The 21,916-nt window shown below is 63.5% G+C and carries 19 protein-coding genes and 1 pseudogene; 8 read left to right on the top strand and 12 right to left on the bottom strand.

Annotated elements, in window-relative coordinates; all coding sequences use genetic code 11:
* Nucleotides 1-66: 66 nt before the first annotated feature.
* Together ACR9YP_RS31945 and ACR9YP_RS31940 are read right to left on the bottom strand one after the other, a co-directional pair.
* The gene (locus tag ACR9YP_RS31945) at nucleotides 67-1,575 is read right to left on the bottom strand and encodes an amidohydrolase family protein (RefSeq protein WP_438109683.1); all 1,509 of its coding nucleotides are present in this window, start codon (nucleotides 1,573-1,575) and stop codon (nucleotides 67-69) included.
* A gap of 685 nt (nucleotides 1,576-2,260) precedes the next feature.
* Nucleotides 2,261-3,001: a Crp/Fnr family transcriptional regulator gene (locus ACR9YP_RS31940; protein ID WP_438109681.1), complete on the bottom strand. Its 741-nt coding sequence runs from the start codon at nucleotides 2,999-3,001 to the stop codon at nucleotides 2,261-2,263.
* 485 nt (nucleotides 3,002-3,486) lie between these two features.
* Here ACR9YP_RS31940 and ACR9YP_RS31935 point away from each other — a divergent pair, with 485 nt between their 5' ends.
* Nucleotides 3,487-3,891, top strand: coding sequence for an EF-hand domain-containing protein (locus tag ACR9YP_RS31935; RefSeq protein ID WP_091892272.1), 405 nt, complete (start codon nucleotides 3,487-3,489; stop codon nucleotides 3,889-3,891).
* Between the two features lie 59 nt (nucleotides 3,892-3,950).
* On the opposite strand, the gene ACR9YP_RS31930 is transcribed toward ACR9YP_RS31935, so the two are convergent.
* Nucleotides 3,951-4,358 carry a hypothetical protein gene (locus ACR9YP_RS31930; RefSeq protein ID WP_438109679.1) on the bottom strand — a complete coding sequence of 136 codons (408 nt, stop codon included), beginning with the start codon at nucleotides 4,356-4,358 and terminating at the stop codon, nucleotides 3,951-3,953.
* Between the two features lie 485 nt (nucleotides 4,359-4,843).
* Between ACR9YP_RS31930 and ACR9YP_RS31925 the strand changes: the two genes are divergently transcribed.
* The 5 genes from ACR9YP_RS31925 to ACR9YP_RS31905 all read left to right on the top strand — a co-directional run bounded on the left by ACR9YP_RS31925 (nucleotide 4,844) and on the right by ACR9YP_RS31905 (nucleotide 10,981).
* Entirely contained in the window at nucleotides 4,844-6,646 is a 1,803-nt protein-coding gene (locus tag ACR9YP_RS31925) for an adenine deaminase C-terminal domain-containing protein (protein ID WP_438109677.1), read from the top strand.
* Between the two features lie 151 nt (nucleotides 6,647-6,797).
* Entirely contained in the window at nucleotides 6,798-8,588 is a 1,791-nt protein-coding gene (gene gcl / locus ACR9YP_RS31920) for a glyoxylate carboligase (RefSeq protein ID WP_474217833.1), read from the top strand.
* Between the two features lie 12 nt (nucleotides 8,589-8,600).
* On the top strand, nucleotides 8,601-9,386 hold the full coding sequence (hyi, locus tag ACR9YP_RS31915; protein WP_438109673.1) for a hydroxypyruvate isomerase: 786 nt from the start codon (nucleotides 8,601-8,603) through the stop codon (nucleotides 9,384-9,386).
* Between the two features lie 194 nt (nucleotides 9,387-9,580).
* Nucleotides 9,581-10,483: a 2-hydroxy-3-oxopropionate reductase gene (locus tag ACR9YP_RS31910; RefSeq protein ID WP_438110843.1), complete on the top strand. Its 903-nt coding sequence runs from the start codon at nucleotides 9,581-9,583 to the stop codon at nucleotides 10,481-10,483.
* A 114-nt stretch (nucleotides 10,484-10,597) separates the two neighbouring features.
* On the top strand, nucleotides 10,598-10,981 hold the full coding sequence (locus tag ACR9YP_RS31905) for a DUF1236 domain-containing protein (protein ID WP_130219524.1): 384 nt from the start codon (nucleotides 10,598-10,600) through the stop codon (nucleotides 10,979-10,981).
* A 42-nt stretch (nucleotides 10,982-11,023) separates the two neighbouring features.
* On the opposite strand, the gene ACR9YP_RS31900 is transcribed toward ACR9YP_RS31905, so the two are convergent.
* From ACR9YP_RS31900 to ACR9YP_RS31890, 3 genes are all read right to left on the bottom strand, one after another.
* Nucleotides 11,024-11,401: a VanZ family protein gene (locus ACR9YP_RS31900; RefSeq protein WP_091892286.1), complete on the bottom strand. Its 378-nt coding sequence runs from the start codon at nucleotides 11,399-11,401 to the stop codon at nucleotides 11,024-11,026.
* Between the two features lie 76 nt (nucleotides 11,402-11,477).
* Entirely contained in the window at nucleotides 11,478-12,086 is a 609-nt protein-coding gene (locus ACR9YP_RS31895) for a thiamine pyrophosphate-dependent enzyme (protein ID WP_438109671.1), read from the bottom strand.
* A gap of 10 nt (nucleotides 12,087-12,096) precedes the next feature.
* Entirely contained in the window at nucleotides 12,097-12,663 is a 567-nt protein-coding gene (locus tag ACR9YP_RS31890) for a thiamine pyrophosphate-binding protein (protein ID WP_438109669.1), read from the bottom strand.
* 243 nt (nucleotides 12,664-12,906) lie between these two features.
* Between ACR9YP_RS31890 and ACR9YP_RS31885 the strand changes: the two genes are divergently transcribed.
* Both ACR9YP_RS31885 and ACR9YP_RS31880 read left to right on the top strand, forming a co-directional pair.
* Nucleotides 12,907-13,956, top strand: coding sequence for a hydroxyacid dehydrogenase (locus ACR9YP_RS31885; protein ID WP_438109667.1), 1,050 nt, complete (start codon nucleotides 12,907-12,909; stop codon nucleotides 13,954-13,956).
* Between the two features lie 174 nt (nucleotides 13,957-14,130).
* Nucleotides 14,131-14,343, top strand: coding sequence for a hypothetical protein (locus ACR9YP_RS31880; RefSeq protein ID WP_164934549.1), 213 nt, complete (start codon nucleotides 14,131-14,133; stop codon nucleotides 14,341-14,343).
* Between the two features lie 95 nt (nucleotides 14,344-14,438).
* Here the strand turns inward: ACR9YP_RS31880 and ACR9YP_RS31875 are convergent, their stop codons facing one another.
* The 6 genes and pseudogenes from ACR9YP_RS31875 to ACR9YP_RS31850 form a co-directional block, all read right to left on the bottom strand.
* Nucleotides 14,439-15,017, bottom strand: coding sequence for a GNAT family N-acetyltransferase (locus ACR9YP_RS31875; protein ID WP_438109665.1), 579 nt, complete (start codon nucleotides 15,015-15,017; stop codon nucleotides 14,439-14,441).
* 6 nt (nucleotides 15,018-15,023) lie between these two features.
* Nucleotides 15,024-17,381, bottom strand: a pseudogene (locus tag ACR9YP_RS31870) (Orn/Lys/Arg family decarboxylase).
* Between the two features lie 101 nt (nucleotides 17,382-17,482).
* Nucleotides 17,483-19,687 (bottom strand): xanthine dehydrogenase family protein molybdopterin-binding subunit, encoded by a 2,205-nt coding sequence (locus ACR9YP_RS31865; protein ID WP_474217832.1) that lies wholly within the window; start codon nucleotides 19,685-19,687, stop codon nucleotides 17,483-17,485.
* A 7-nt stretch (nucleotides 19,688-19,694) separates the two neighbouring features.
* Nucleotides 19,695-20,711, bottom strand: a complete 1,017-nt coding sequence (locus ACR9YP_RS31860; RefSeq protein WP_438109663.1) for an FAD binding domain-containing protein — start codon at nucleotides 20,709-20,711, stop codon at nucleotides 19,695-19,697.
* Nucleotides 20,708-21,199: a (2Fe-2S)-binding protein gene (locus tag ACR9YP_RS31855; RefSeq protein ID WP_438109662.1), complete on the bottom strand. Its 492-nt coding sequence runs from the start codon at nucleotides 21,197-21,199 to the stop codon at nucleotides 20,708-20,710. The genes ACR9YP_RS31860 and ACR9YP_RS31855 overlap by 4 nt, the downstream gene beginning before the upstream one ends.
* A gap of 142 nt (nucleotides 21,200-21,341) precedes the next feature.
* Nucleotides 21,342-21,821 carry an Lrp/AsnC family transcriptional regulator gene (locus tag ACR9YP_RS31850; protein ID WP_164934551.1) on the bottom strand — a complete coding sequence of 160 codons (480 nt, stop codon included), beginning with the start codon at nucleotides 21,819-21,821 and terminating at the stop codon, nucleotides 21,342-21,344.
* Between the last annotated feature and the right edge of the window lie 95 nt (nucleotides 21,822-21,916).

The raw sequence follows: 21,916 nt of genomic DNA, 5'->3' as shown, positions 1-21,916 counted from the left end.
AGCCGAAGTCGGATTTGGCCGCGCATCCATTGCCGGCGGAGCTTGCCCACGCTGTTGGCATCGGTCCTAGGCGGCGCGAACGTAGCCGTAGCGCAGGTTCGACGGTTGCTTCGAAGCTTGCGTGTACTCGTTCTTGAGCGCCGCGAGGCGGTCCTCGGAAAAGGCCGGCATCCTGGTATTCTCGGCCGATTTCAGCTTGATCTTGTAGAATCTGGTTGCGTTGCCCGCGAAGATCAGCTGCTTGGTAGCGCTGTTGGCATCGCCAAGCGCCGCAAAGCCGTACTTCTTTTGCATATCCTCGGGGATTTCGAGCCGGCGCAGCGCCTCGATCTGCCACTGTGGTGAGCCGTACCAGACCGAGTCGGTGCCCCACATGACGTGGTCAACACCCATCCCCTTTATCAGCGTGCCGATCAGCGCGGCGCAGAACTTCGGATGCGCCACCGCCGAGTTGGCAAAGGACGTGCCGAGCTCGGCATAGACGTTGGCGACGCCAAACTTCTGCGGGACTTCCGCGAGATCGGTGGCCCACTGGATACGGCCGGTCTGCTCGAAATCCGCCCACGCGTGATCGGGTAGCTCGAGGAACGGCCTCAGCGCCGAGTGATAGATCACGAAGTTCATCTGCGGCCAATCCTTCGCGGCTTTTCCGATGTCCCACGCTGTTGCATATTCCCAGACGCCGGCGAACGACTTCTCGTAATCGGGCGGCAGCAACCCCTTGTGGATGCACAGTGTGTTGATGCCGGCCTTCACCGCTTTCTCGTAGAACGGATACATCACCTGCTCGTCGTCGAGCCGCCATGGGAACTTCGAGGGCGCCAGCGGATCGCCAATCGTGTAGGACTTCCAGGAATCCGGTTTGTAGACCTCGATTGCCTTGTCCACCTCGTCCATCCAGCCGGGTTGCTTGGGGGTGATGACGCTATGCGCCAGCAGGCGGCGCGAACCGGCGAAGTCGTTGATCAGTTCTCGCGCCTTGACGATCTGCTCATTGGACAGCAGCCACCAACTCGGGTCGTCGAAGGGCGCGCCGCTCAGGAGCGCCATGTTGGTGTCGCTGTCGTAGTAGATCTCTTTCACATAGTTCTGGAACTTGTAGCGGGCGAGCGAAGAGACGCCTTCCTCCTTCATCTTCGGATTCCAGTGCTGGCTCGCAAAGTCCGCCAGCCCCAACAGCTCCTTATGGTCGAAGTCGTCCCGCACGAAATGAGTCTGGACGTCGAAGATGAATTGGCCCGCAAGGCTCTGCGCGCGGGCCAGCATCAGTTCGGGCTCGCGGGCTTCAGCGGGCGCGACCTGGAAAACATTGCCGTAGATGTCGTTCATGGCGAGGAACGCTGCCGCCATGCCGCAGCCCGTGTGCAAGAACTGCCTGCGGCTCAAGCCGAGGTGCCTGCCGTTAACATCAGCGAGCTCGTTGATCCGTGCCTCGACCTTCTTTTGCGTATCGCTCTGCGGGGGCGGGAGATACTCGCCATTGGAGATAATCTGGGTCGGGATAGGCGTTGCCGCCGATGCCGCCTCCGCGCCCGCGACGAGACGCTGTTCTCGCTCACTAAGCCAGGTGCTCATTGTTCTCCTCCCGTTTGTTGGCCGTCTACCGCGCTAGGTGCGCGCATGAGGCGCGTGTGGCTACTCTCAATCAGTTGGCAGGACCGACTAGGCGTACCTCTCCGGTTCAGCTACGCATGAAGCCATCACGCGCCCAAAGCCAGGCGAATCTCTGCATCGCTTCATCCTGCGAGAGCGGCAGGCATACCCGAGAAACCACTTGCAGGTGTGGGTGTCGTCGCTGATTCAATGCTCAAACTTCTACTCGCGCAAGCGATGTGATCCGACAGTCACGCTGTCCCAGCGCCGCTTTGGTTGCGTGCAAACGGATAGGTCGGCGCGCGTCCGTGGTCGCCAATTATTGGCCCTAAGCTGAACAAAGAACGAGCCGCCGCCATGTCGGCCGTCTGCGGGGGACCGGACGTTGTACGATGGTTGCGGTGACCGCCGCTCATGACCCCATAGCCGACCTCAACGCGCAGCGTTCGAATAGCGCATCCGATATGGACCGCTTCAGCGCTTGAGTTGCTGGGCCGGCGGGTCATTGACCAGCGCTTTTGACCCGTTACGGACGTTGGGGTGGGAGATCCTCACCGCATTGGGCCGCAGCCCGGTCAGAAGGATGCGCATCCGGCGATGCTATTCGAGCATCGTGCTCGCCGGTTTTACGCGGACGCGCCGAAACGGCTAGCATCGCCCGTTTCATCTACTGGATCGGCAGATCGAAAACGCGAGATGCCGCTGCACCCATAGAGAAGATCTTCTCGAGTTCGAGCCGCATGGTGTCGCGACATTCGCACGCCACCGCAGCGAGCCGCGATGAGTCGATCTCGATTTCGCCTCGCCGCTCAGATCTGATCGCTCCGGAAGCGCGCAGATTGCGCATCAGTAGCGTCACCGTCGTTCGTCGTACACCCAACATCTGCGAAAGCGCGTCCTGGGTGAGAGGCAGGACGTCGTGGTTGATGCTGTCGTGAAGTTGAAGCAGCCAGCGTGCCATGCGGGCTTGGACGGGATGCAGTGCGTTGCAAGCCCCGCCCAATTGAAACTGTATCAGCATCGCCTTGAAGTGCAGCTGGACTACGTGCCGGATCGCAGGACTCCGGCTGAAAGCGGCATGGAAACGCGCTGCCGGGATCCGCGAGGCCGTCCCCTCGGCACGAACGATAGCCGTAACGGCCGCAGGGGACGGCCCCAGCACGGAAAGAGTGCCCACTGCCCCCTCGCGCCCTATTGCGGCGCTGGCGACCGTCTGCCCATTCGCCATATCGACCATCACCGAAACGGCGCCACTATGAGGGAAGAGGACGTGCTCGGTATGATCCCCCATCCGCGAGACGACCTCTTCCCGATCGAGAGTTACCATCTGTAGGTCGGGTACCAGAAGATCGAGGTCCGCGGTCGGCAGTGCTGCCAGAAGCCGGTTACCAACTCCGCTTACAAGCATCGCTGCAGCCCGATGCGAACCATCCGCCCCATCGCATTTCGAGCGGCATATGGCGACAACCTCAAACTTTGTTTGAATTCGCATATGCTTTTCGCCTCGAAATCCAATTCAGATGCGAAAGCTCTTAACCGCAAAAATGAAACTCCAAGCACATGCGACGCGGAGGCGAATTCTGCTGTTGCAGGATCATTCAATTAGATCCGAGCGCCACGCCGACACAATTGCAAAATGGGTATGGGTAACATCATAAGGGGTTCCCGCCGTTGGCCCGATGCTGCCTAGCTCGAAGCTCGTCCGAGCGTCGGCTGCTTAGTGTAGACCGGAAGCAGCTTGCAGGCAGTGCAGACCGCCGATTCTGACCCGAAGCTGCTCTTGCACGCGGTCGTCGTGTGTGCGGGGTGCGTAGGCGAAGGCTGGGACCAGAGGATCAATATTACTCGTGCCGAATTAATGAGACAGGCTACACGTTTCGGAGGAGGTTCGAAATGTACACGCGCGTTCTGGGACTCACGATATCTGCTCTCATGCTGACGTACGGCCCGGTCGGTGCGATCGCACAAGACCGAATGACACCCCAGCCAGATCAGCAACAAATGCAATCCCATCCCACGGGCCAGGAAGGCGCGAGCACGATGGGGCAAGGCGGCATGATGGGGCACGGAATGATGGGAGGACGTATGATGGGGCGCGGCATGATGGGTGGGAGCGCGATGGGATCACCCTTTATGATGCGCATGATGTTCGCTCTGATGGACGCCGACGGCGATGGGACCATCTCACTGCAGGAGTTTCAGGCAGCTCACGAGCGGATTTTCAAGGCAATGGACAGCAATAAGGATGGCAAGCTGACCCTGGAGGAGATGCAAGTGTTCATACACGGCACCAGGTGATCGGCTCCGGCGCGGATGGCGCGCGTCGCGTGCGCCATCCGCCCCCGAAGAAATGAGCCTTAAGCCTTCAGGTCCGTGATCCGCATAATCGCGACCACACTCCCATCGTTGTACGCCTGTTCTTTCGTGTCCTTGTTGCAGGTCCAGACAAAATTCTTCTTGCCCGTAAAGGTCTTTCCCTCCTGGTCAAGCCGAAGCTCCCCTTCGGTGATATGGCAGACCATGGCATTCATCATCGGGGGCCCCATGGTCTTCGACCCCGGCTGCATGATGATATCGCGCATTGAGACGGTCTTAAAACCTGGGATCAGGGATGGTGTCTCGCCTTCATATTCACGCACCACGACACCTGGCCAAGGCGTCGTATCCTTGTAGCCTGCGGTTTGCGCGGCGGCTGGCTTGATCATGGCAGCCGAAGCCGCTGCCAACCCGAATCCCAGTGCAGACCTTCGATCGACCTTGCTCATCGCTTTTCTCCCGACATTACCGAACGAGCCGTTGCATAAGCAGCGCGCAAAGTTCGTGGTGAACGGTGGAGCGAAACCGAAAAAAGGACGGTCTCTAAGAGAGCGTGCCTGCCGATAGCACCAGTGCTGCTCATTTACCCGGACGGTGATTTCGGCACGTCCCGCCTCAAGGGCAGTGATATTCTACGTCACCTGACGCATCCGGGGACAGGTGGCGACGCACGAAGACACTGCGGCCGAATGTCCGGAATTTGGCCCATCGGCGACCTTCAACTATGTCTGCTGTTTGTGCCACTGTTGAGGGACGAGCGGACATCTGGAGCGCCCAAACTAAGCGCGTGATTTATGAGTACATGCCATAGCGGAAATTAGAAGGCGGGGCGCGTCTGCCCAATCCGTAAGCACGGGTGCCGTATATTTGAGTTGCCCTCGCCGCCATCGGCGGCAACCATCGCCGGGCTGCCCATTCCCACGCGAGAGCCCCGATGACCAAGCTCACCCGCTTCTCCGTCGCGCCGCTGCACAGCATGACGCGGCGCCTCACCGATGTCGCATCCGCACGCGCCGCGCCGGATCTGATCGTCACCGGCGCGCGGGTGCTCTCGACCTATTCGGAACGTATCCATCCGGGCCGGGAAGTCTGGATTACCGGCGGCCGCATCGCGGCGGTGAAGCCGGCCGGTGCAGCGAAGAAGGTGTGGAGTGACGTGCCGCTCTATGACGCGGCCGGCGGCATCATCGCGCCCGGCCTCGTCGATCCCCACATCCACATCGAATCCTCGATGGTGACGGCCTGCGCCTATGCGGAGGCCGCGCTGCTCAACGGCACCACCACGATCTTCTGCGACAGCCACGAGATCGGCAACGTCATGGACGTCGCCGGTGTCGAGGCGATGCTCGAGGATGCCCGCGAGGCGCCGCTCTCCATCTTTTTGACAGTGCCGAGCACAGTGCCGGCAACGTCGGCGGAATTGGAGACAGCGGGCGGCGACCTCACGCCGGACAAGATTGCCGGGCTGTTCGACCGTTGGCCCGAGGCGGTCGCGCTCGGCGAGAAGATGGATTTTGTCCCGGTGACGATGGGCGACGAACGCAGCCACGCCATCCTGGCGGCGGCATTGAAGCGGGGCCGGCCGGTGTCCGGTCACGTCTATGGCCGCGAATTCGTCGCGGCGTATGCGGCGAGCGGCGTCACCGACACGCACGAGGCGATCGACCGCGACATCGCCGACGACCTGCTCGACGCCGGCGTCTGGGTTTTCCTGCGCGGCGGTCCGCCGACGACGCCCTGGCATTCGCTGCCGCAGGCAATCCGGACCATCACCGAGCTCGGAGCCTCGCACAAGCGCACGGCCGTGTGCACCGACGACCGCGATGCCGACGACCTGCTGCTGTTCGGCCTCGATTGGGTGGTGCGCGAGGCCGTGAAGGCGGGGATGTCGCCGGAGCAGGCCTGGTCGATGGGCTCGCTGCATGGTGCCACGCGCTTCGCCATGGAGGGCGATATCGGCGGGCTCGGTGGCGGCCGCCGCGCCGATCTCGTGCTGATGGACGCTCAGCTAAAGCCGCAATGCACCTGGTATGGCGGCGAGCTCGTGGTCGAGCACGGCAAGATCACCTCCCGGCTCGATCAGGCGCTGTCGCAGCGCTATCAATATCCGAAGGCTGCTTATGCCACCGTGAAACTGCCCGAAAAGGTCAAGCTGACGCCGGAACTGCCGGCAAAACCTTGCACCGTCAATGCGATCAAGACTGCGCCGCCCGGCATCACGCTGATCCACGAGAAGGTCGCGATCGAGCCCGCCAAGAACTGGCCGTCGCTGTTCGCGCGCTACGGCCTGTGTTTCGTTACCGTGGTCGAGCGTCATGGCAAGTCCGCCGGCAACGTCGCGTATGGCCTGTTGAAGGATTTTGGCCTCAAGCGCGGCGCGGTTGCCTCCAGCGTTGGGCACGACAGCCACAACATCATCGTCGCTGGAACCGACGAGGGCGATATGCAGGTCGCGATATCGGCGATCAGGGAGCGCCAGGGTGGCGTCTGTGTGGTGGCCGACGGCAAGGTGAGGGCACTGGTCCCGCTGCCGATTGCGGGCCTGCTCTCGGACAAGCGCGTCACGGAAGTGGCCGAAGAGGTCAAGGCGCTCAAGAAGGAATGGGCAGAGGCCGGCTGCACCATCCCCTACATGGGCTTCAATTTGATTCCGCTATCGGTCATTCCGGAAATTCGCATCACCGACAAGGGCCTCGTGCTGGTGCCGCAGATGGAGCTGGCGCCGCTGTTCGAGTGAGGCGCTTTCACGCATTTCTCCATCTAACCGATTGAGACCGCCGCGATTTTTCCGCGGCTGCCGCATCGTGGAAAATAAAATCGATCTCGTTGAGATCGCATCTTGCGCGCCCGATCATCTCGCTCGCTGACGCAACCAAGCGAGGTCCGATATGGCGAAGATGCGAGCCGTCGATGCAGCCGTGCGTATTCTGGAGAAGGAAGGCATCTCCACTGCCTTCGGGGTTCCCGGCGCGGCGATCAATCCGCTCTACTCGGCGCTGAAGAAGCGCGGCTCGATCCGCCACATCCTGGCGCGCCATGTCGAGGGCGCTTCGCACATGGCGGAAGGGTATACGCGGGCCAAGGCCGGAAATATCGGCGTCTGCATCGGCACTTCGGGGCCGGCCGGCACCGACATGATCACCGGGCTCTATTCGGCCATCGCCGATTCCATTCCGATCCTCTGCATCACCGGACAGGCGCCTCGGGCACGGCTCTACAAGGAGGATTTCCAGGCCGTCGACATCGAATCGATCGCAAAGCCGGTGACCAAATGGGCAGTGACGGTGCGCGAGCCCGCACTGGTGCCGCGCGTGTTCAGCCAGGCCTTTCATGTGATGCGCTCCGGCCGCCCGGGCCCGGTGCTGATCGACATGCCGCTCGATGTGCAGCTCGCCGAGATCGAGTTCGACGACGAGACCTATGAGCCGCTGCCGGTTTACAAGCCGGCTGCGACGCGCAAGCAGGTCGAAAAGGCGCTGGAGATGCTCAATGCTGCCGAGCGTCCGCTGATCGTCGTGGGCGGCGGCATCATCAACGCCGATGCCTCGGATCTGCTGGTGGAATTCGCCGAGATCGCGAACGTGCCTGTGGTGCCGACGCTGATGGGGTGGGGAGCGATTCCCGACGATCACGTGCTGATGGCCGGCATGGTCGGGCTTCAGACCAGCCACCGCTACGGCAACGCCACGCTGCTGGAATCCGATTTCGTGCTCGGCATCGGCAATCGCTGGGCCAATCGCCACACCGGCTCGGTCGAGACCTACACCAAGGGCCGCAAATTCGTTCACGTGGATATCGAGCCAACGCAGATCGGACGCGTGTTCAATCCCGATCTCGGCATCGTCTCTGACGCGAAGGCTGCGCTCGAATTGTTCGTTACCGTCGCCAGGGAGTGGCGCCGGTCAGGCAGGCTCCGCGAGCGCCAGGCGTGGCCCGCGTCCTGCCGCGATCGCAAGAAGACGATGCTGCGCAAGAGCCATTTCGACAACGTGCCGATCAAGCCGCAGCGCGTCTACGAAGAGATGAACAAGGCCTTCGGCCGCGACACCACTTATGTCACCGTGATCGGCTTGTCGCAGATCGCCGGCGCGCAATTCCTCGGCGTTTACAAGCCGCGCAACTGGATCAATGCGGGGCAGGCCGGGCCGCTCGGCTGGACGCTGCCGGCAGCGCTCGGGGTGCGTGCGGCGTGTCCGGAGCGAGAGATCGTCGCGCTCTCCGGCGACTACGACTTCCAGTTCTTGATCGAGGAGCTCGCGGTCGGCGCGCAATTCAATCTGCCTTACATCCACGTCGTCGTGAACAATTCCTATCTCGGCCTGATCCGCCAGGCCCAGCGCGGCTTCGACATGGACTATCACGTCCAGCTCTCTTTCGAGAACATCAACGCGCCCGAGATCGGCGTCTACGGTGTCGACCATGTTGCCGTCGCCCAAGGCCTCGGCTGCAAAGCGATCCGTGTCACTGACCCGAACGACACGCAAGCGGCGTTCGCGACGGCGCGCGAACTGATGGCCAAGCACCGCGTGCCGGTGGTGGTCGAATTCATCCTCGAACGCGTGACCAACATCGCGATGGGTACGGAGATCGACAACATCGTCGAGTTCGAGGATGTGCTGGATCTGCCGCTCGACGAGGTCGGAAGTGCTCGAGCTGGCGTGTTGCAGCCGGCAGAATAAGGGGAGAGCATCATGCCGAAATTCGCCGCCAATCTCACCATGCTCTTCAACGAGATGCCGTTTCTCGACCGCTTCGCCGCTGCGAAGGCTGCGGGATTTTCCGGGGTCGAGTATCTCTTTCCCTATGATTTCGATAAGGCGCAGCTGCGTGAGCAGCTCGAGGCGCACGGCCTCACGCAGGTGCTGCACAATTTGCCGGCCGGCAACTGGGCGGCGGGCGAGCGCGGCATCGCGATCCTGCCCGAACGCACCGCCGAATTCCGCGACGGCGTGTTCCGCGCCATCGACTACGCCAAGGCGCTCGATTGCGAGCAGCTCAATTGCCTGGTCGGCATCGCGCCTGCCGATGCCGACCGGCGCGAGCTCAACGAGACGCTGGTTGGAAACTTGCGCTTTGCGGCCTCGACGCTGGCGCGCGAGAACATCAAGCTGCTGGTCGAGCCGATCAACACGCTCGATATTCCCGGCTTCTACCTCAACGGCACCGAGCAGGCGGTGCAGCTGATCTCCGAAGTGCGGTCGAACAACCTGTTCATCCAGTACGATATCTATCACATGCAGATCATGGAGGGCGATCTCGCCCGCACCATGCAGGAATATCTGCCCCAGATCGCCCACATCCAGCTTGCCGACAATCCCGGCCGCCACGAGCCCGGCACCGGCGAGATCAACTATCCCTTCCTGTTCCGCCACCTCGACGCGATCGGCTATCGCGGCTGGATCGGCTGCGAATACAAGCCGCGCACCACGACGCTGGAAGGACTCTCGTGGCACGCGGCGCAGACGTTCGAGACGTGAGCAGACGCGGCGGCAGTGGGCTCCCTCTCCCGCTTGCGGGAGAGGGCTGGGGAGAGGGTGTCTCCGCGATGGGGCTCGCCAATATCCGTTGAAAGTCCCCAAGCGGATAAAGCCCTCACCCGGCACTGCGTGCCGACCTCTCCCGCAAGCGGGAGAGGTGCATCGAGCGCGCCGATCAAATTTCGCCAATTCAACTGAGAGAAACAGACATGACCAACATCGGCTTCATCGGACTTGGCACCATGGGACGGCCGATGGCCGGCCATCTCCTGGCGGCGGGCCATCGCGTTTTCCTGCATGATGCCACGCCGGTCGCGCCCGATCTGATCGCGGCCGGTGGCGTCGCCTGCAAATCGGGTAAGCAGGTCGCCGAGGAGGCGGACGCGGTCATCATCATGGTGCCGGATACGCCGCATGTGGAAGCCGTTCTGTTTGGCAAGGACGGTGTGGCGAGCGGCATCTCAAAGGGCAAGATCGTGGTCGACATGAGCTCGATCTCGCCGCTGGCGACGAAGGAGTTCGCCAAGAAGATCGAGGCGCTCGGTGCGGATTATTTGGACGCGCCGGTGTCGGGTGGCGAGGTCGGCGCCAAGGCGGCGAGCCTCACCATCATGGTCGGCGGGCCCGAGCGTGCCTTCAACATCATGAAGCCGGTGTTCGACAAGATGGGCAAGAACGTCACCAGGGTCGGGGCCAATGGCGACGGGCAGACCACGAAGGTCGCCAACCAGATCATCGTCGCGCTGACGATCGAGGCGGTGAGCGAAGCGCTGTTGTTTGCGTCGAAGGCCGGCGCGGATCCGGCGCTGGTGCGGCAGGCGCTGATGGGCGGCTTTGCATCATCGCGGATTCTCGAAGTCCATGGCGAACGCATGGTGAAGCGCAATTTCGATCCCGGCTTCCGCATCGAGCTGCACCAGAAGGATCTCAACCTCGCGCTCGAAGGCGCGCGTGCGCTCGGCCTCTCGCTGCCGAGCACGGCTGTGGCGCAGCAATTGTTCTCGTCCTGCACCGCTCATGGCGGCAAGGCCTGGGATCATTCGGCGATGGTGCGGGCGCTGGAACTAATGGCGGGGCATGAGATCGCCGCGGCCTAGACTGTTACCGGGTAACAGTCTCCAGAATTGACGCGTCTTTGGCCGTCAGGAACCGGAACAATGCTCCGGCCCTGCGGGTTGAAGGTGCACAACAATCACTGGAGGCGTAAGGACATGAAAACCCGTCTTGCGATTACGTTGGCTGCTGCGTCGCTGCTGGCGTCGAGCGCAGCCTTTGCTCAATCGACCACCGCCCAAGGCGCCGCGGAAGGCGCGCGTGCGGGCGGCGACATCGGCGGCCCGGTCGGCGCGATGGTCGGCGGCACCGTCGGTGCGGCCGTTGGCGCAGGTTTGGAAATTCCGAATGCGATTCTGGGCGGACTCCCGCGCGATGATTCCGTGGTGATCCGCGAGCGCGTCGTGGTTGGCGAGCCGTTGCCGCCGACCGTGGTGCTGCGCCCGGTACCGAACTACACGGAGTATCGCTACGCGGTCGTGAATGATCGCCGCGTGATCGTCGAGCCGCGCACGCGCCGCGTCGTCAAGATCATCGACTGATCTGCGCAAGCTACGCGCTGATAAAATGGGCCCTGCGGAGTGTCACTCCGCGGGGCCTTCGCTCGTCAGGACCGAATTTGCGCGAAGCCGGGCGGTGGCCCAATCGGCGGCGGCCGCGAGCACAAAGCCCAGGCAAGCCGTGAGAGCGTCGACCAGAAAATCCTCCAGCCGCGCATGGCGACCGGGTGCCCAAAATTGCATCAGTTCGAGCACGCCGATCAGCACGACCGCGGCCGCTGCGGTCAGCAGGCGTCGCTGCCGATAGGCGAGGCCGAAGGCCAGTCCCACCAGGATAAAGGCGAGCGCATGTTCGCCGTCCTGGCCGAAGTCGGAATGCGGCCGGAGGCCGGGGGGACCAAGGGTTGCGAATGTGACGGCGGCCGCGAGCAGCCAGGCAAAGGAACGAACCAAAAGGGACATCAGGCTCGCTTAGCACAGATTTGCACCGGGCCGTATAGTCCCGCCATCAGATCGACGTGTGGTTAATGACGAAATATTAAAGTGGCTCGCGCACGCCGAGGCCGTGCATGAAGCGTTCCCGTATCTGCACGGGGTCGCGCCGGGTGGTGCCGACGCCCGGCTTGTCGTCGATCCGGACCGCGATCAGGCTCGGCTCGTTAGCCGCCATCGCATCCTCGATCAGCCGCTCGAAATCCTCCTCGTCTGCAGCCCAGGCGCTGTTGGCGAGGCCGGACCCGACGGCGATGGCGACGATGTCGGCGACATCAGCGGCCGGTGTCGGCTGCGCGCCGGTAATTTGGTAGATGCCATTGTCCATCACGATCATCGTGAGGTTCTTCGGCTTCAGGGCTGCAATCGTCGAGAGCGCGCCGAGCTGCATCAGCAGCGAGCCGTCGCCTTCCAGCGCGAAGACGCGGCGGTCGGGCTGCGCCAGCGCCACTCCGAGTCCGATCGGGAAGGCGAGGCCCATGCTGCCCAGCATGTAGAAATTCTGCGGGCGGTGGCCGGCGGCCCAGAGATCGAAATTGGTGTTGCCGATGCCGCCGATCACCGCTTCCTCGTTTCCGAGCTTCGCGATCAGGCGCGAGGTGACGTCGAAACGGTTCATCACCTTGGTGTTGCGCGCATTCAGATTTGAACTCATTTCGCCGGCCTCACTTGTCGAACACCTTGCCGCCGGTGAGCAGCGGGCTCAGGATCAGCGCCACCGGCGCCTGCGTGGTGACGGCCTGCTTGATCGAGCGGTCCGTGATGAATTCGAGCTCATCGAGCCGGGTGATGGTGTGATGCTCCAGCGCCAGCGAGTCCAGCACCGGGCGCATGGTGCGGCAGACCAGCGACTGACCGTAATTGAACTCACCGAGCGTGCCGCGCTCGGATACGAACATGATCAGCGGGATCTGGTAGGGCACTGCGAGCGAGGCCAGAACGTTGGCGAGCGTCGCAAAACCCGAGGTCTGCATCAGCACCGCGCCGCGGCGGCCGCCCATCCAGGCGCCCGAGACGATGCCGACCGCTTCCTCCTCGCGGGCGGTGGCAAAGGTGGTGAAGAAGGGATCGGCCTGCAGGTTCCTGATCAGCGGTGTCAACACCCGATCGGGCACGTAAGGCACGAGGCTGATCTCGTTCCGCTTCAGGGTTTGCAGGACGATGTCATGCCAGCTCTTGTCGCCGGCCCCTTGCGTCGCCTGCGGCGAGGTCTGCTGCTCCGCAATCGCCATTGCGTTCTCCCTTGAGCCGCGTTGTATGCTTGTTGGTCTTCGGCCGTCGCGGCGCTCTCCTGAACTTGACGCAGCAGGCGGGATTGTCAACATGTCCGGGCCGGCACCGTGATCTGCGCCAGACGGCCTGCCGTGGCCGGCACCGCCATGTCATAAGTGCGGCAACGAAAGAGTGGGAGGAAGCAGGGAGGGGGGGCGCGCCGCGCTGGCCTTGCTGATCCCTGGAGAGCCGGAAGGGTCCTGATGTCGGTCAACAGCAAGCGTGTCGTCTACTCCAATTATTTGGCCAATCCGATCTATATCGACATCCTCAAGGCACGGCCCGACGTCCGGCTCGATCGCATCGAGAACGGCAGCCCCGAAGACGTCTATGCGCCGCTCCTCGGCGCTACCCATGTCTACCAGGTCGGCGCCGCCCGCGACGAGCTCGCTCCGCATTTCCATGTCGATGCCGCTTTCCTGAAGCGCGCGCCGAATTTGCTGCTCGTCTCCAGCAACGGCGCCGGCTTCGACCCGGTCGACGTCGAGGCCTGCACGGCCGCCGGCGTCGTGGTCGTCAACCAGTCCGGCGGCAACGCCCATTCGGTCGCCGAGCACGCGCTGGCGATGATGTTAACGCTGTCCAAGCGCATCATCCAGTCGGACCGCAGGCTGCGCCGCGAGCGCGACGTCAACCGCAACGAGCTCGTCGGCAACGAGGTCGAGCGCAAGACCGTCGGCATCATCGGCCTCGGCAATGTGGGCCGCCGCATCGCCGCGCTGTGCAAGGGCCTGCTCGGCATGAAAGTGCTGGCCTATGACCCCTATTTGTCGGCCGAGGTGATGGCCGAGCGGGGCGGGGAGAAGGTCGAGCTCGACGAGCTCCTGCGCCGCGCCGATTTCGTCTCGATCTCCTGTCCGCTCAACAAGGGCAGCCGCAACATGATCAGCGTGCGCGAATTCGCGCTGATGCAGCCGCATGCCTATTTCATCACCACGGCGCGCGGCTTCATCCACGACGAGGACGCGCTGCTCCAGGCGTTGCGCGACAAGCGCATCGCCGGCGCCGGCCTCGACGTCTGGTCCAAGGAACCGCCGCCGCCGGAGCATCCGCTGCTCCAGCTCGACAACGTGCTGGCGAGCCCCCATACCGCGGGCGTGACGATCGAGGCGCGCCAGAACATGGGCCGCATCGCCGCCGAGCAGGTGCTGGATGTGCTGGACGGCAAGCGCCCGCCGCGCATCATCAATCCCGAGGTCTGGCCGCGGTATGCGGAGCGCTTCAAGCAGGCGTTCGGCGTGATGCCGGGGTAGGGACGGCTACCCTCTCTTCTCGTCATTCCAGGCTCGGCCCTGCGAGCCGCCCCGGAATGACGGAGCGAAGAAAACAGCGTCCCGACCTTGATCCGCGTCAAAATCTCCTTTCCCTGTCCGGCCTAAATGGGATTAGAGTGCCGCCGGGGCTGACCGGGGGCACCAGGAGGTCCCATGTCAACTTATGTCGTCAGGTTCATGAAGGACGTGCTCGGTCAGTACGGCCGGCAGATCGAGGTCTGCCAGGGGACGCTCGAGATCGACGCCGCCGACGAGGACGAGGCCAAGGAGCGGGCCAAGGCGAAGTTCTGCAAGGACCAGGCGTTGCATCATTGGTCCCTGCATGCCGACCGCATTCAGGTCAGACCGGCCGATTTTCCGTCATGAAGATCTAAATCGCGATGAGATTGTCATCGCGCTTTAGGTTATTGTTTGAGCATGATCCTTTCGGAAAACCGCTGCACACTTTTCCGGATCATGCTCTACCGGCCGGGCGCCGTGATGGGCGGAGGTGCTGTCGTGCCCGCGCCGAGCGACCGCTGCACCATCACGGTATCGGACCAGCGGCCGTGGCGATAGGCGACGCCGCAGAGCAGGCCGGCGCGCGCGAAGCCGAACTTCTCGTGCAGCGCCAGCGAGGGCGCATTGTCGGCATCGATATAGCCGATCATCTGGCGGAAGCCGGCCGCCGCACAGGCGTCGATCAGGTCCTGGAGCAGCAGCCGTCCGATCCCGCGGCCGAGATGCCCGTGGTGGACGTAGATGGAATGCTTGGCAGTGTAGCGATAGGCCGGCCGCTTGCGGAACAGCACGGCATAGGCATAGCCGACCACCTCGCCGCGATAGGTCGCGACCAGATGCGGCAGGCGGGTCTGCTTCAGGTTCTTGCGTCGGTCGCGCAGGTCGTCCGGCTCGGGCGCGCCGGTTCCCTCGACATCGCGCGGCACGCCAGCGCGGACATGATGGCGGTAGATCGCCAGCATCGCCTCGACATCGCTTTCGCGTGAGGCGCGGATCTGGACCTGGTCGTCCCCTGTGCGCGCGATCGCTGTTTCGTTCATCGGCACCTACTCGGCAACGACATAAAGTATAGAGCCCGATGCGGCCGTTCGCATCGATCTCCTTGTAGACGCCTTGGATTTCGACGTCGAACCCTGGAAATGTGTTGAAGCAGGTCTCGAACATCTTGAGATAGTCGATCATGGGCTTGGCTCGTTCCGTAAGCCTTTCGCCCGGAACGATGGTGGCGATGCCGGGCGGATAGACCACGAAGGGCGTGGTCGCGATGCGGCCCGCGATCGCTTCGATTGGCAGGTAGTCCACGTCATTGCGGAACAGATAACGCGCGGCTTCGCGGGGCGGCATCGCGATCTCAGGCATGTGCTCGGGCATGAACTGCCGCGCCTGGAGCGCGCTGACATCGGCGGCGCGGAAGAAGCGGTGCATCTCGCCACAGAGGTCGCGCAGTCGCACGCCGGCATAGCGTGCCTGCCGCCGCTGATGGAACTCGGGGATGACGTCGGCCAGAAGCGCATTGTCGTCGTGGAGCTTCTTGAACGCGACGAGTCCGGAGATCAGCGTGCCAGCCTTGCTGGCCTCGACGCCGGGCGTGAGCAGGAAGAGCAGGGAGTTGAGGTCGTTCTTCTCGGGGACAATGCGGTTCTCGCGCAAATATTGCGCGACGACCGGTGCGGGGATGCCGTGCTCGGCATAGGCGCCGGTGGTGCGGTCGAAGCCGGGCGTCAGCAGCGTCAGCTTGTTCGGGTCGGTCATGGCAAAGCCTTCGGTGAGGCCGGGGAAACCATGCCATGTGCTGTCGGGGGAGAGCTGCCACAGCGCGGGATTGGTGGCGAGTTCGTCGGTCGAGAGCGTTTCCCACGCGACGTTGTGCGCAGCGCCAGGGCGGCTGACATCGGGAATGGCGACGCGATCCGGCACGAACGGCTCGAAGAACCAGCGCCGGTCCGGATTTTGCTCCTTCTCCTCGAACTCCCGGCGCATCGCGCGGATCTTCTTGCGCAGCTCGATGCCGAGGCGGATCGTGTCGTCCCACAGCACTTCGCCGGAGCGGCCCTTCATCATCTGTGCGCCGACGTCGAGCGAGGCGAACAGCGGATAGAACGGTGACGTGGACGCGTGCTGCATGAAGCTCTCGTTGAAGCGGCGGTGCTCGACGCGCCGCTTCTGGCCGCGGATATGGCGGTCCTTGATGTGGATTTGGGATGCCTGCGAGAAGCTCGCGAGCTGCTTGTGGGTCGACTGCGTCGCGATGATGCCGGGCGCCTCGGGGGGAAGGTTCGCAAGCCCCATGGCAAAGCGGCCGGCATAGAGCGGGTGGAATTTCATGAAGCCGGCCCAGGCCTCGTCGAACAGGATGTACTCGCAGAGATGGCCGATGCGCTTCAGGATCATGTCGGCGCTGTGGATGGTGCCGTCATAGGTGCACTGCTCGACCACGGCGACACGGAACGGCCGCTCCTTGCGCCAGGCGTCCTTGTCGGTGACCAGCGGGTGATTGCGGATCGTCTCGCGCAAGGCCTTCTCATCGAGCATGTCCCAGCGCATCGGGCCGATCAGGCCCCAGGCGTTGCGGATGGTCGGCACGTAGACCGGGACACCGCCATTGATCATCAGTGCGCCGTGATGGGCGGCCTTGTGGTTGTTGCGATCGAACAGCACGAGGTCGCCGTCGGTGACGAGTGCGCCGAGCGCGACCTTGTTCGATGTCGAGGTGCCGTTGAGCACGAAATAAGTCTTCTCCGCGCCGAAGATCTGGGCAGCTTCCTTCTGCGCCCGCAGCGCGGGCCCTTCATGGGTGAGGAGGTCGCCGAGATCGAGCACGGAATTGTCGAGGTCGTCGCGGAATACGGATTCGCCGAGATGCTCGACGAAGACGCGCCCGATCGGGCTGCGGTTGTAGAACACGCCGCCATTGTGCCCCGGACAGGTCCAGAGCTGGTTGCCTTCCTCGGCATAGTCGACCAGCGCGCCGAAGAACGGCGTCTTCAGCGTCTCGGCATATTGCTTCAGCCGGCTGATCAGGTTCTTGGCGATGAAGGTCGGCGTCTCCTCCGACAGGAAGACATAACCGTCGATGAAATCGAGCACTTCGACCGGCAAATCCTCGAACCGCTTGCGACGGATCAAGAGGATGATGGGGAAATCGAGGCCCCGGCGCCTCATCAGATTGATCAGCGCCGAGGTCTGCCCTCGAGGCCCTTCTTGCCCCAGTCCACCACCATGCAGCCGATCGCGGCATCGGTCTGCACCGCCATCTCGGCATCCTCCAGCTTGCGGGCTCGGACCACCTCGAAGCCGGAGCGCTGGATCTCCTCGATGATCTGATTGAAACGGACGCCTTCGAGATCGTCGGCGTCGAACACAGGTGCGGCGAACAGGAAGTTGAAGCGCTTGAAATAGTCCATGTCGGGTCCCGAATGTGGCAGAGATACAGCTCTCGGCACATTCGATGACAGTTGGATGACAAGAGCCTGAGCGCTACGGGAGGGTTCGAGCGGTCTGCGGCTCAATCCATTAGCTTGTCCAGTGTGATCGGGAAGCGCCGGATGCGCTTGCCGGTGGCATGGTAGACGGCGTTCGCAATCGCCGCAGGCACGCCGACGATGCCGATCTCGCCGAGACCCTTGACACCCAGCCTGTTGATCCGCTCGTCCGGCTCATCGACGAAAATCACGTTGATGTCGTGAATGTCGGCATTCACGGGAATGTGGTACTCGGCGATGTTCGCGTTCATGATGCGACCGAAGCGGTGATCCATCACCGTCTCCTCGTGCAGCGCCATTCCGATTCCCCAGACCACGCCGCCCATGATCTGGCTGCGGCCCGTCTTGGTGTTCAGGATGCGTCCGGCGGCGACCGCACTCACGACCCGCGTCACGCGGATGACGCCGAGCTGCTCATCGACCTTCACCTCGGCGAAAACGGCCGAATGCGTGTTGCGGGCATGCGACTTGTCCTCGGCGAACTCGTTGAGCTTCTCCCTTTCGATCCGCTCGAGCTTGCTGTGGCGCATTGCATCGGCGATCGAGACGGCACGGTTCCTGTCGCCGGCCTTGGCGACGGTTCCGTCGACGAGAATGATGTCCGACGCATCGACGCTGCCGAGTGGCGAGGCAGGCATCGCCTTAGCGTGACGCGCGAGTTCCCGGCGAATCTCCTCGGCCGCTCCTAAAACGGCGTGCGCGCTCGAGGCGGCCATCCACGAGCCGCCTTCCACCGGCGCCTGCGGCAGGGTCGAGTCCGCGAGCCTGACGCTGATGTTCTCGATCGGCAGCCCGAGGGCGTCGGCCGCTACCTGCGACACGATGGTGTAGGTGCCGGTGCCGATGTCGGATGCGGCGCAGGAGACCTCGGCATGGCCGTTCGACGTCAGAACGATGCGGACGGCGACTGGCATCTGCAGTGCCTCCCACACGCCTGTCGCCATGCCCCAGCCGACCAGGTCGTTGCCGTCGCGCATGGAGCGCGGCGCGGGATTGCGCCGGGCCCAGCCGAAGGCTTCTGCGCCGCGGGCGTAGCATGCGCGCAACTGCTTGCTGGTGTAGGGCAGGTTCTCGCTCTGGTCGAGATCCGAGTAGCACTTCAGCCGCAGCTCGATCGGGTCGAGCTTGAGCGCGACGGCCAATTCGTCCATGGCGCATTCGAGCGCGCAGACGCCCGATGCCGCGCCCGGCGCGCGCATGTCGCAGGGGGTGGCGACGTCGAGGTGGACGAGCTTGTGGGAGAGGCGGCTGTTGGGACTCTTGTAGAGCTGCTCCCCCCAGCCGGTATCGTTGCGCGAGAAATCCTCAAACCGCGAGGTGACGGCAATCGCTTCGTGGGTCACGGCATCGAGCGTGCCGTCGGGCTTTGCGCCGAGCGCAACGTGCTCGATGGTCATCGGACGGTAGCCCAGGCCGTACATCTGCTGCCGTGTCAGGACGACACGGACGGGCCGCTTGAGCGCGAGCGCGCCAAGCGTTGCCAAGACCACCTGGTATTGCGGCCGCAGACCGGAGCCGAAGGCGCCGCCGACATAGGGCGAGAGCACGCGGATGTCGTCCGGCTTCTTTCCGAAAACGCTGCAGAGAAACTTCTGGATGTTCTGGACGCCTTGGGTCTTGTCATAGACCGTAAGCCTGCCGTTGCCGTCCCAGACGGCAGTTGTCGCATACAGCTCCATTGGGTTGTGATGCTCGCTCGGAATGACATAGTCCGCCTCATGATGGACGGCCGCCCGCGTCAGCGCTGCTGCCGCGTCACCGCGCCGCTTGTGCGGCTGATCCACTTTGGCAGCCTTGCCGCGTTCGGATTCGAGATCGGTCGCAAACGCCTCCTGCTCGTACTCAATGCGAACGCGGCTTGCGGCGAATTTGGCGGTTTCCCAGTCCTCCGCCACGACCAACGCGATCGGCTGGCCGTTGAACTTGATCCTGTCGTCATAGAGCGGGCGGAACGGCGAGCCCTTCTCCGGTGCCACCTCGTCCTTCCAGGCTTCGTCCTTGTCGGCGAGCGCCGGGCGATGCGCATGGGTGAGCACGTCGACCACGCCCTTCACCTTCAGCGCCTCGCTGGGGTCAAGCCGAGCGATGCGCCCGCGCGGAATGGTGGCCTCGACGACGAAGCCATGGAGGAGGCGGTCTGCTGCGAATTCGCCGGCATATTTGGCGGCGCCGGTGACCTTGGCCCGGCCATCGACGCGGGAGGTTGGTGTTCCGACATAGGCGTTCATCGGGCCCTCACGCGATCTTCTTGTGAGCTTGTGATTGCGGTGTGGCGTTTGCGGCCTGCATCAGCGTACGCACGACGGCTCGGCGCGCGAGCTCGATCTTGAAGCCGTTGTGCGAGCGAGCGGTTGCTCCCTGCAGCAACAGATCGGCGGCGTGCCCAAAATGGTCCGGCGTTGCCGCCTGGCCGCGCAAAGCCGCTTCGGCCTCGAGGCTTCGCCACGGCTTGTGGGCCACGCCGCCGAGCGCCAGGCGCGCTTCGCTGATTGCGTTTCCTTCCAGTTCGAGCGCGGCCGCAACCGAGACCAAGGCAAAGGCGTAGGACAGCCGATCGCGGATCTTCAGATAGCTGTAGTTCTGCGCAAAGCCGCGCGGCGGCAGCTCGATTGCGGTGATGATCTCGCCGCTGCCGAGATTGGTATCGACGTGAGGCTTGTCGTCCGGAAGCCGATGGAAATCGGTCAGCGCGATGGTGCGCTGACCGGTCGGGCCAGCGATGTGCACGAGCGCGCCGAGCGCGGCCAGCGCCACGCTCATGTCGGATGGATTGGTCGCGATGCAGGACGTGCTGGTGCCGAGGATTGCGTGGTTGCGGTTGAGGCCATCGAGTGCCGAGCAGCCGGAGCCGGGGCTTCGCTTGTTGCAAGGCGTCGCCGTGTCGTAGAAGTAGGCGCAGCGCGTTCGCTGCATCAGATTGCCGCCGACCGAGGCCATGTTGCGCAGTTGCGCGGAGGCGCCGGCCAGGATGGCGCTGGCGAGCAGGGGATAGCGCTGCTCGATCACCGGGTGGTAGGCGAGATCCGAATTCGGCACCAATGCGCCGATGCGCAGCCCACCGTCGGGCGTTTCCTCGATGTCGCGGAGCGGCAGGCGGGAAATGTCGATCAGCCGGGAGGGCCGCTCGACATTCTGCTTCATCAGGTCGATCAGGTTGGTGCCGCCGGCAATCAGCTTCGCGCTCGGATCGGCGGCCAGCAGGCGAATGGCGTCAGCAACATCGCTTGCGCGGGAATACTGGAAGTTGTTCATGACCGGCCCATTGCCTGCTCGATCGCAGCCACGATGTTGGGATAGGCGCCGCAGCGGCAGAGATTCCCGCTCATCAATTCCCGGATCTCGTCAGCGTCCCTGGAGTGGCCTTCGGCCAGGAGGCCGGCCGCCGAGCAAATCTGTCCTGGCGTGCAATAGCCGCATTGGAATGCGTCGTGATCGATGAAGGCCTGTTGCAGGGGATGCAGCGCGCCGTCCTTGGCGAGGCCTTCGATCGTGGTGATCTCGGCGCCATCCTTCATGATGGCGAGCGTCAGGCATGAATTGACGCGCCGACCGTCGACGAGCACGGTGCAGGCGCCGCATTGGCCGTGATCGCAGCCTTTCTTCGTACCCGTCAGCGCAAGATGATCACGCAATGCGTCCAGCAGCGTGGTCCAGGGCAGAAGATCAAGGGTGCGACTGACACCATTGACGATGAGATGAATCGGAGTGCGTTCTGGAATTTCATGCGTGGCATCGCCCATGTCCTGCTCCCTGCAGGCGATCGAGCCGAGACGTCAGCCGTGCTGACGCGGGGACACATCGCTTCCGCTGGCCAATGGCGTGCAACGGACAAGCGGCCGCTTGGTTCCTTGCCGGGAATTGGGCGCGCCCGCGGCGCAGCGGTCAGCGCTTCGCCTCGCCGAACACCACGGTCGGCACGGCGCGGTTGACGATCTCGCGCAGCGCGAAGCTCGATTGCACCCGCGCGACGCGCGGCAGGCGCGACAGCTCGGTACGGTGGATGCGTTCGAAATCCTGGATGTCGCGGGCGAGCACGATCAGGATGTAGTCGTCTGTGCCCGACATCAGGAAGCAGCGCACGACGGAGGGGCACTTCACCACCTCCGCCTCGAACGCCTTCAGCGCGTCGTCGCTCTGGCTCTCCAGCGCGATCCGGACCAGCACCGTCGTAGTCAGGCCAAACTGCGCCAGATCGAGCGTGGCCTGATAGGCCTGGATGTAGCCATCGTCCTCCAGCGCCTTCTGCCGCCGCGCCATCGCCGTGCTCGACAAGCCGATCTTGTTGGCAAGCTCGGTGTGGCTGGCCCGCGCATTGGTCGTGAGTTCCGCGAGGATGGCGAGGTCTTTCCGGTCGAGGGCCAAGGTTTTGTTTCCAGCGTGAAAGGACATTTCCGCGCCCGAAACCGGCGCGCCAGGCGCGAACCTAGCGGATATTTGCACGAAACCAAACTGCCGCC

The organism is Bradyrhizobium sp. BR14999 (assembly GCF_056106085.1).
Note: the sequence above shows the minus strand (reverse complement) of the source record. Positions and strands in the feature narration are given on the sequence as shown.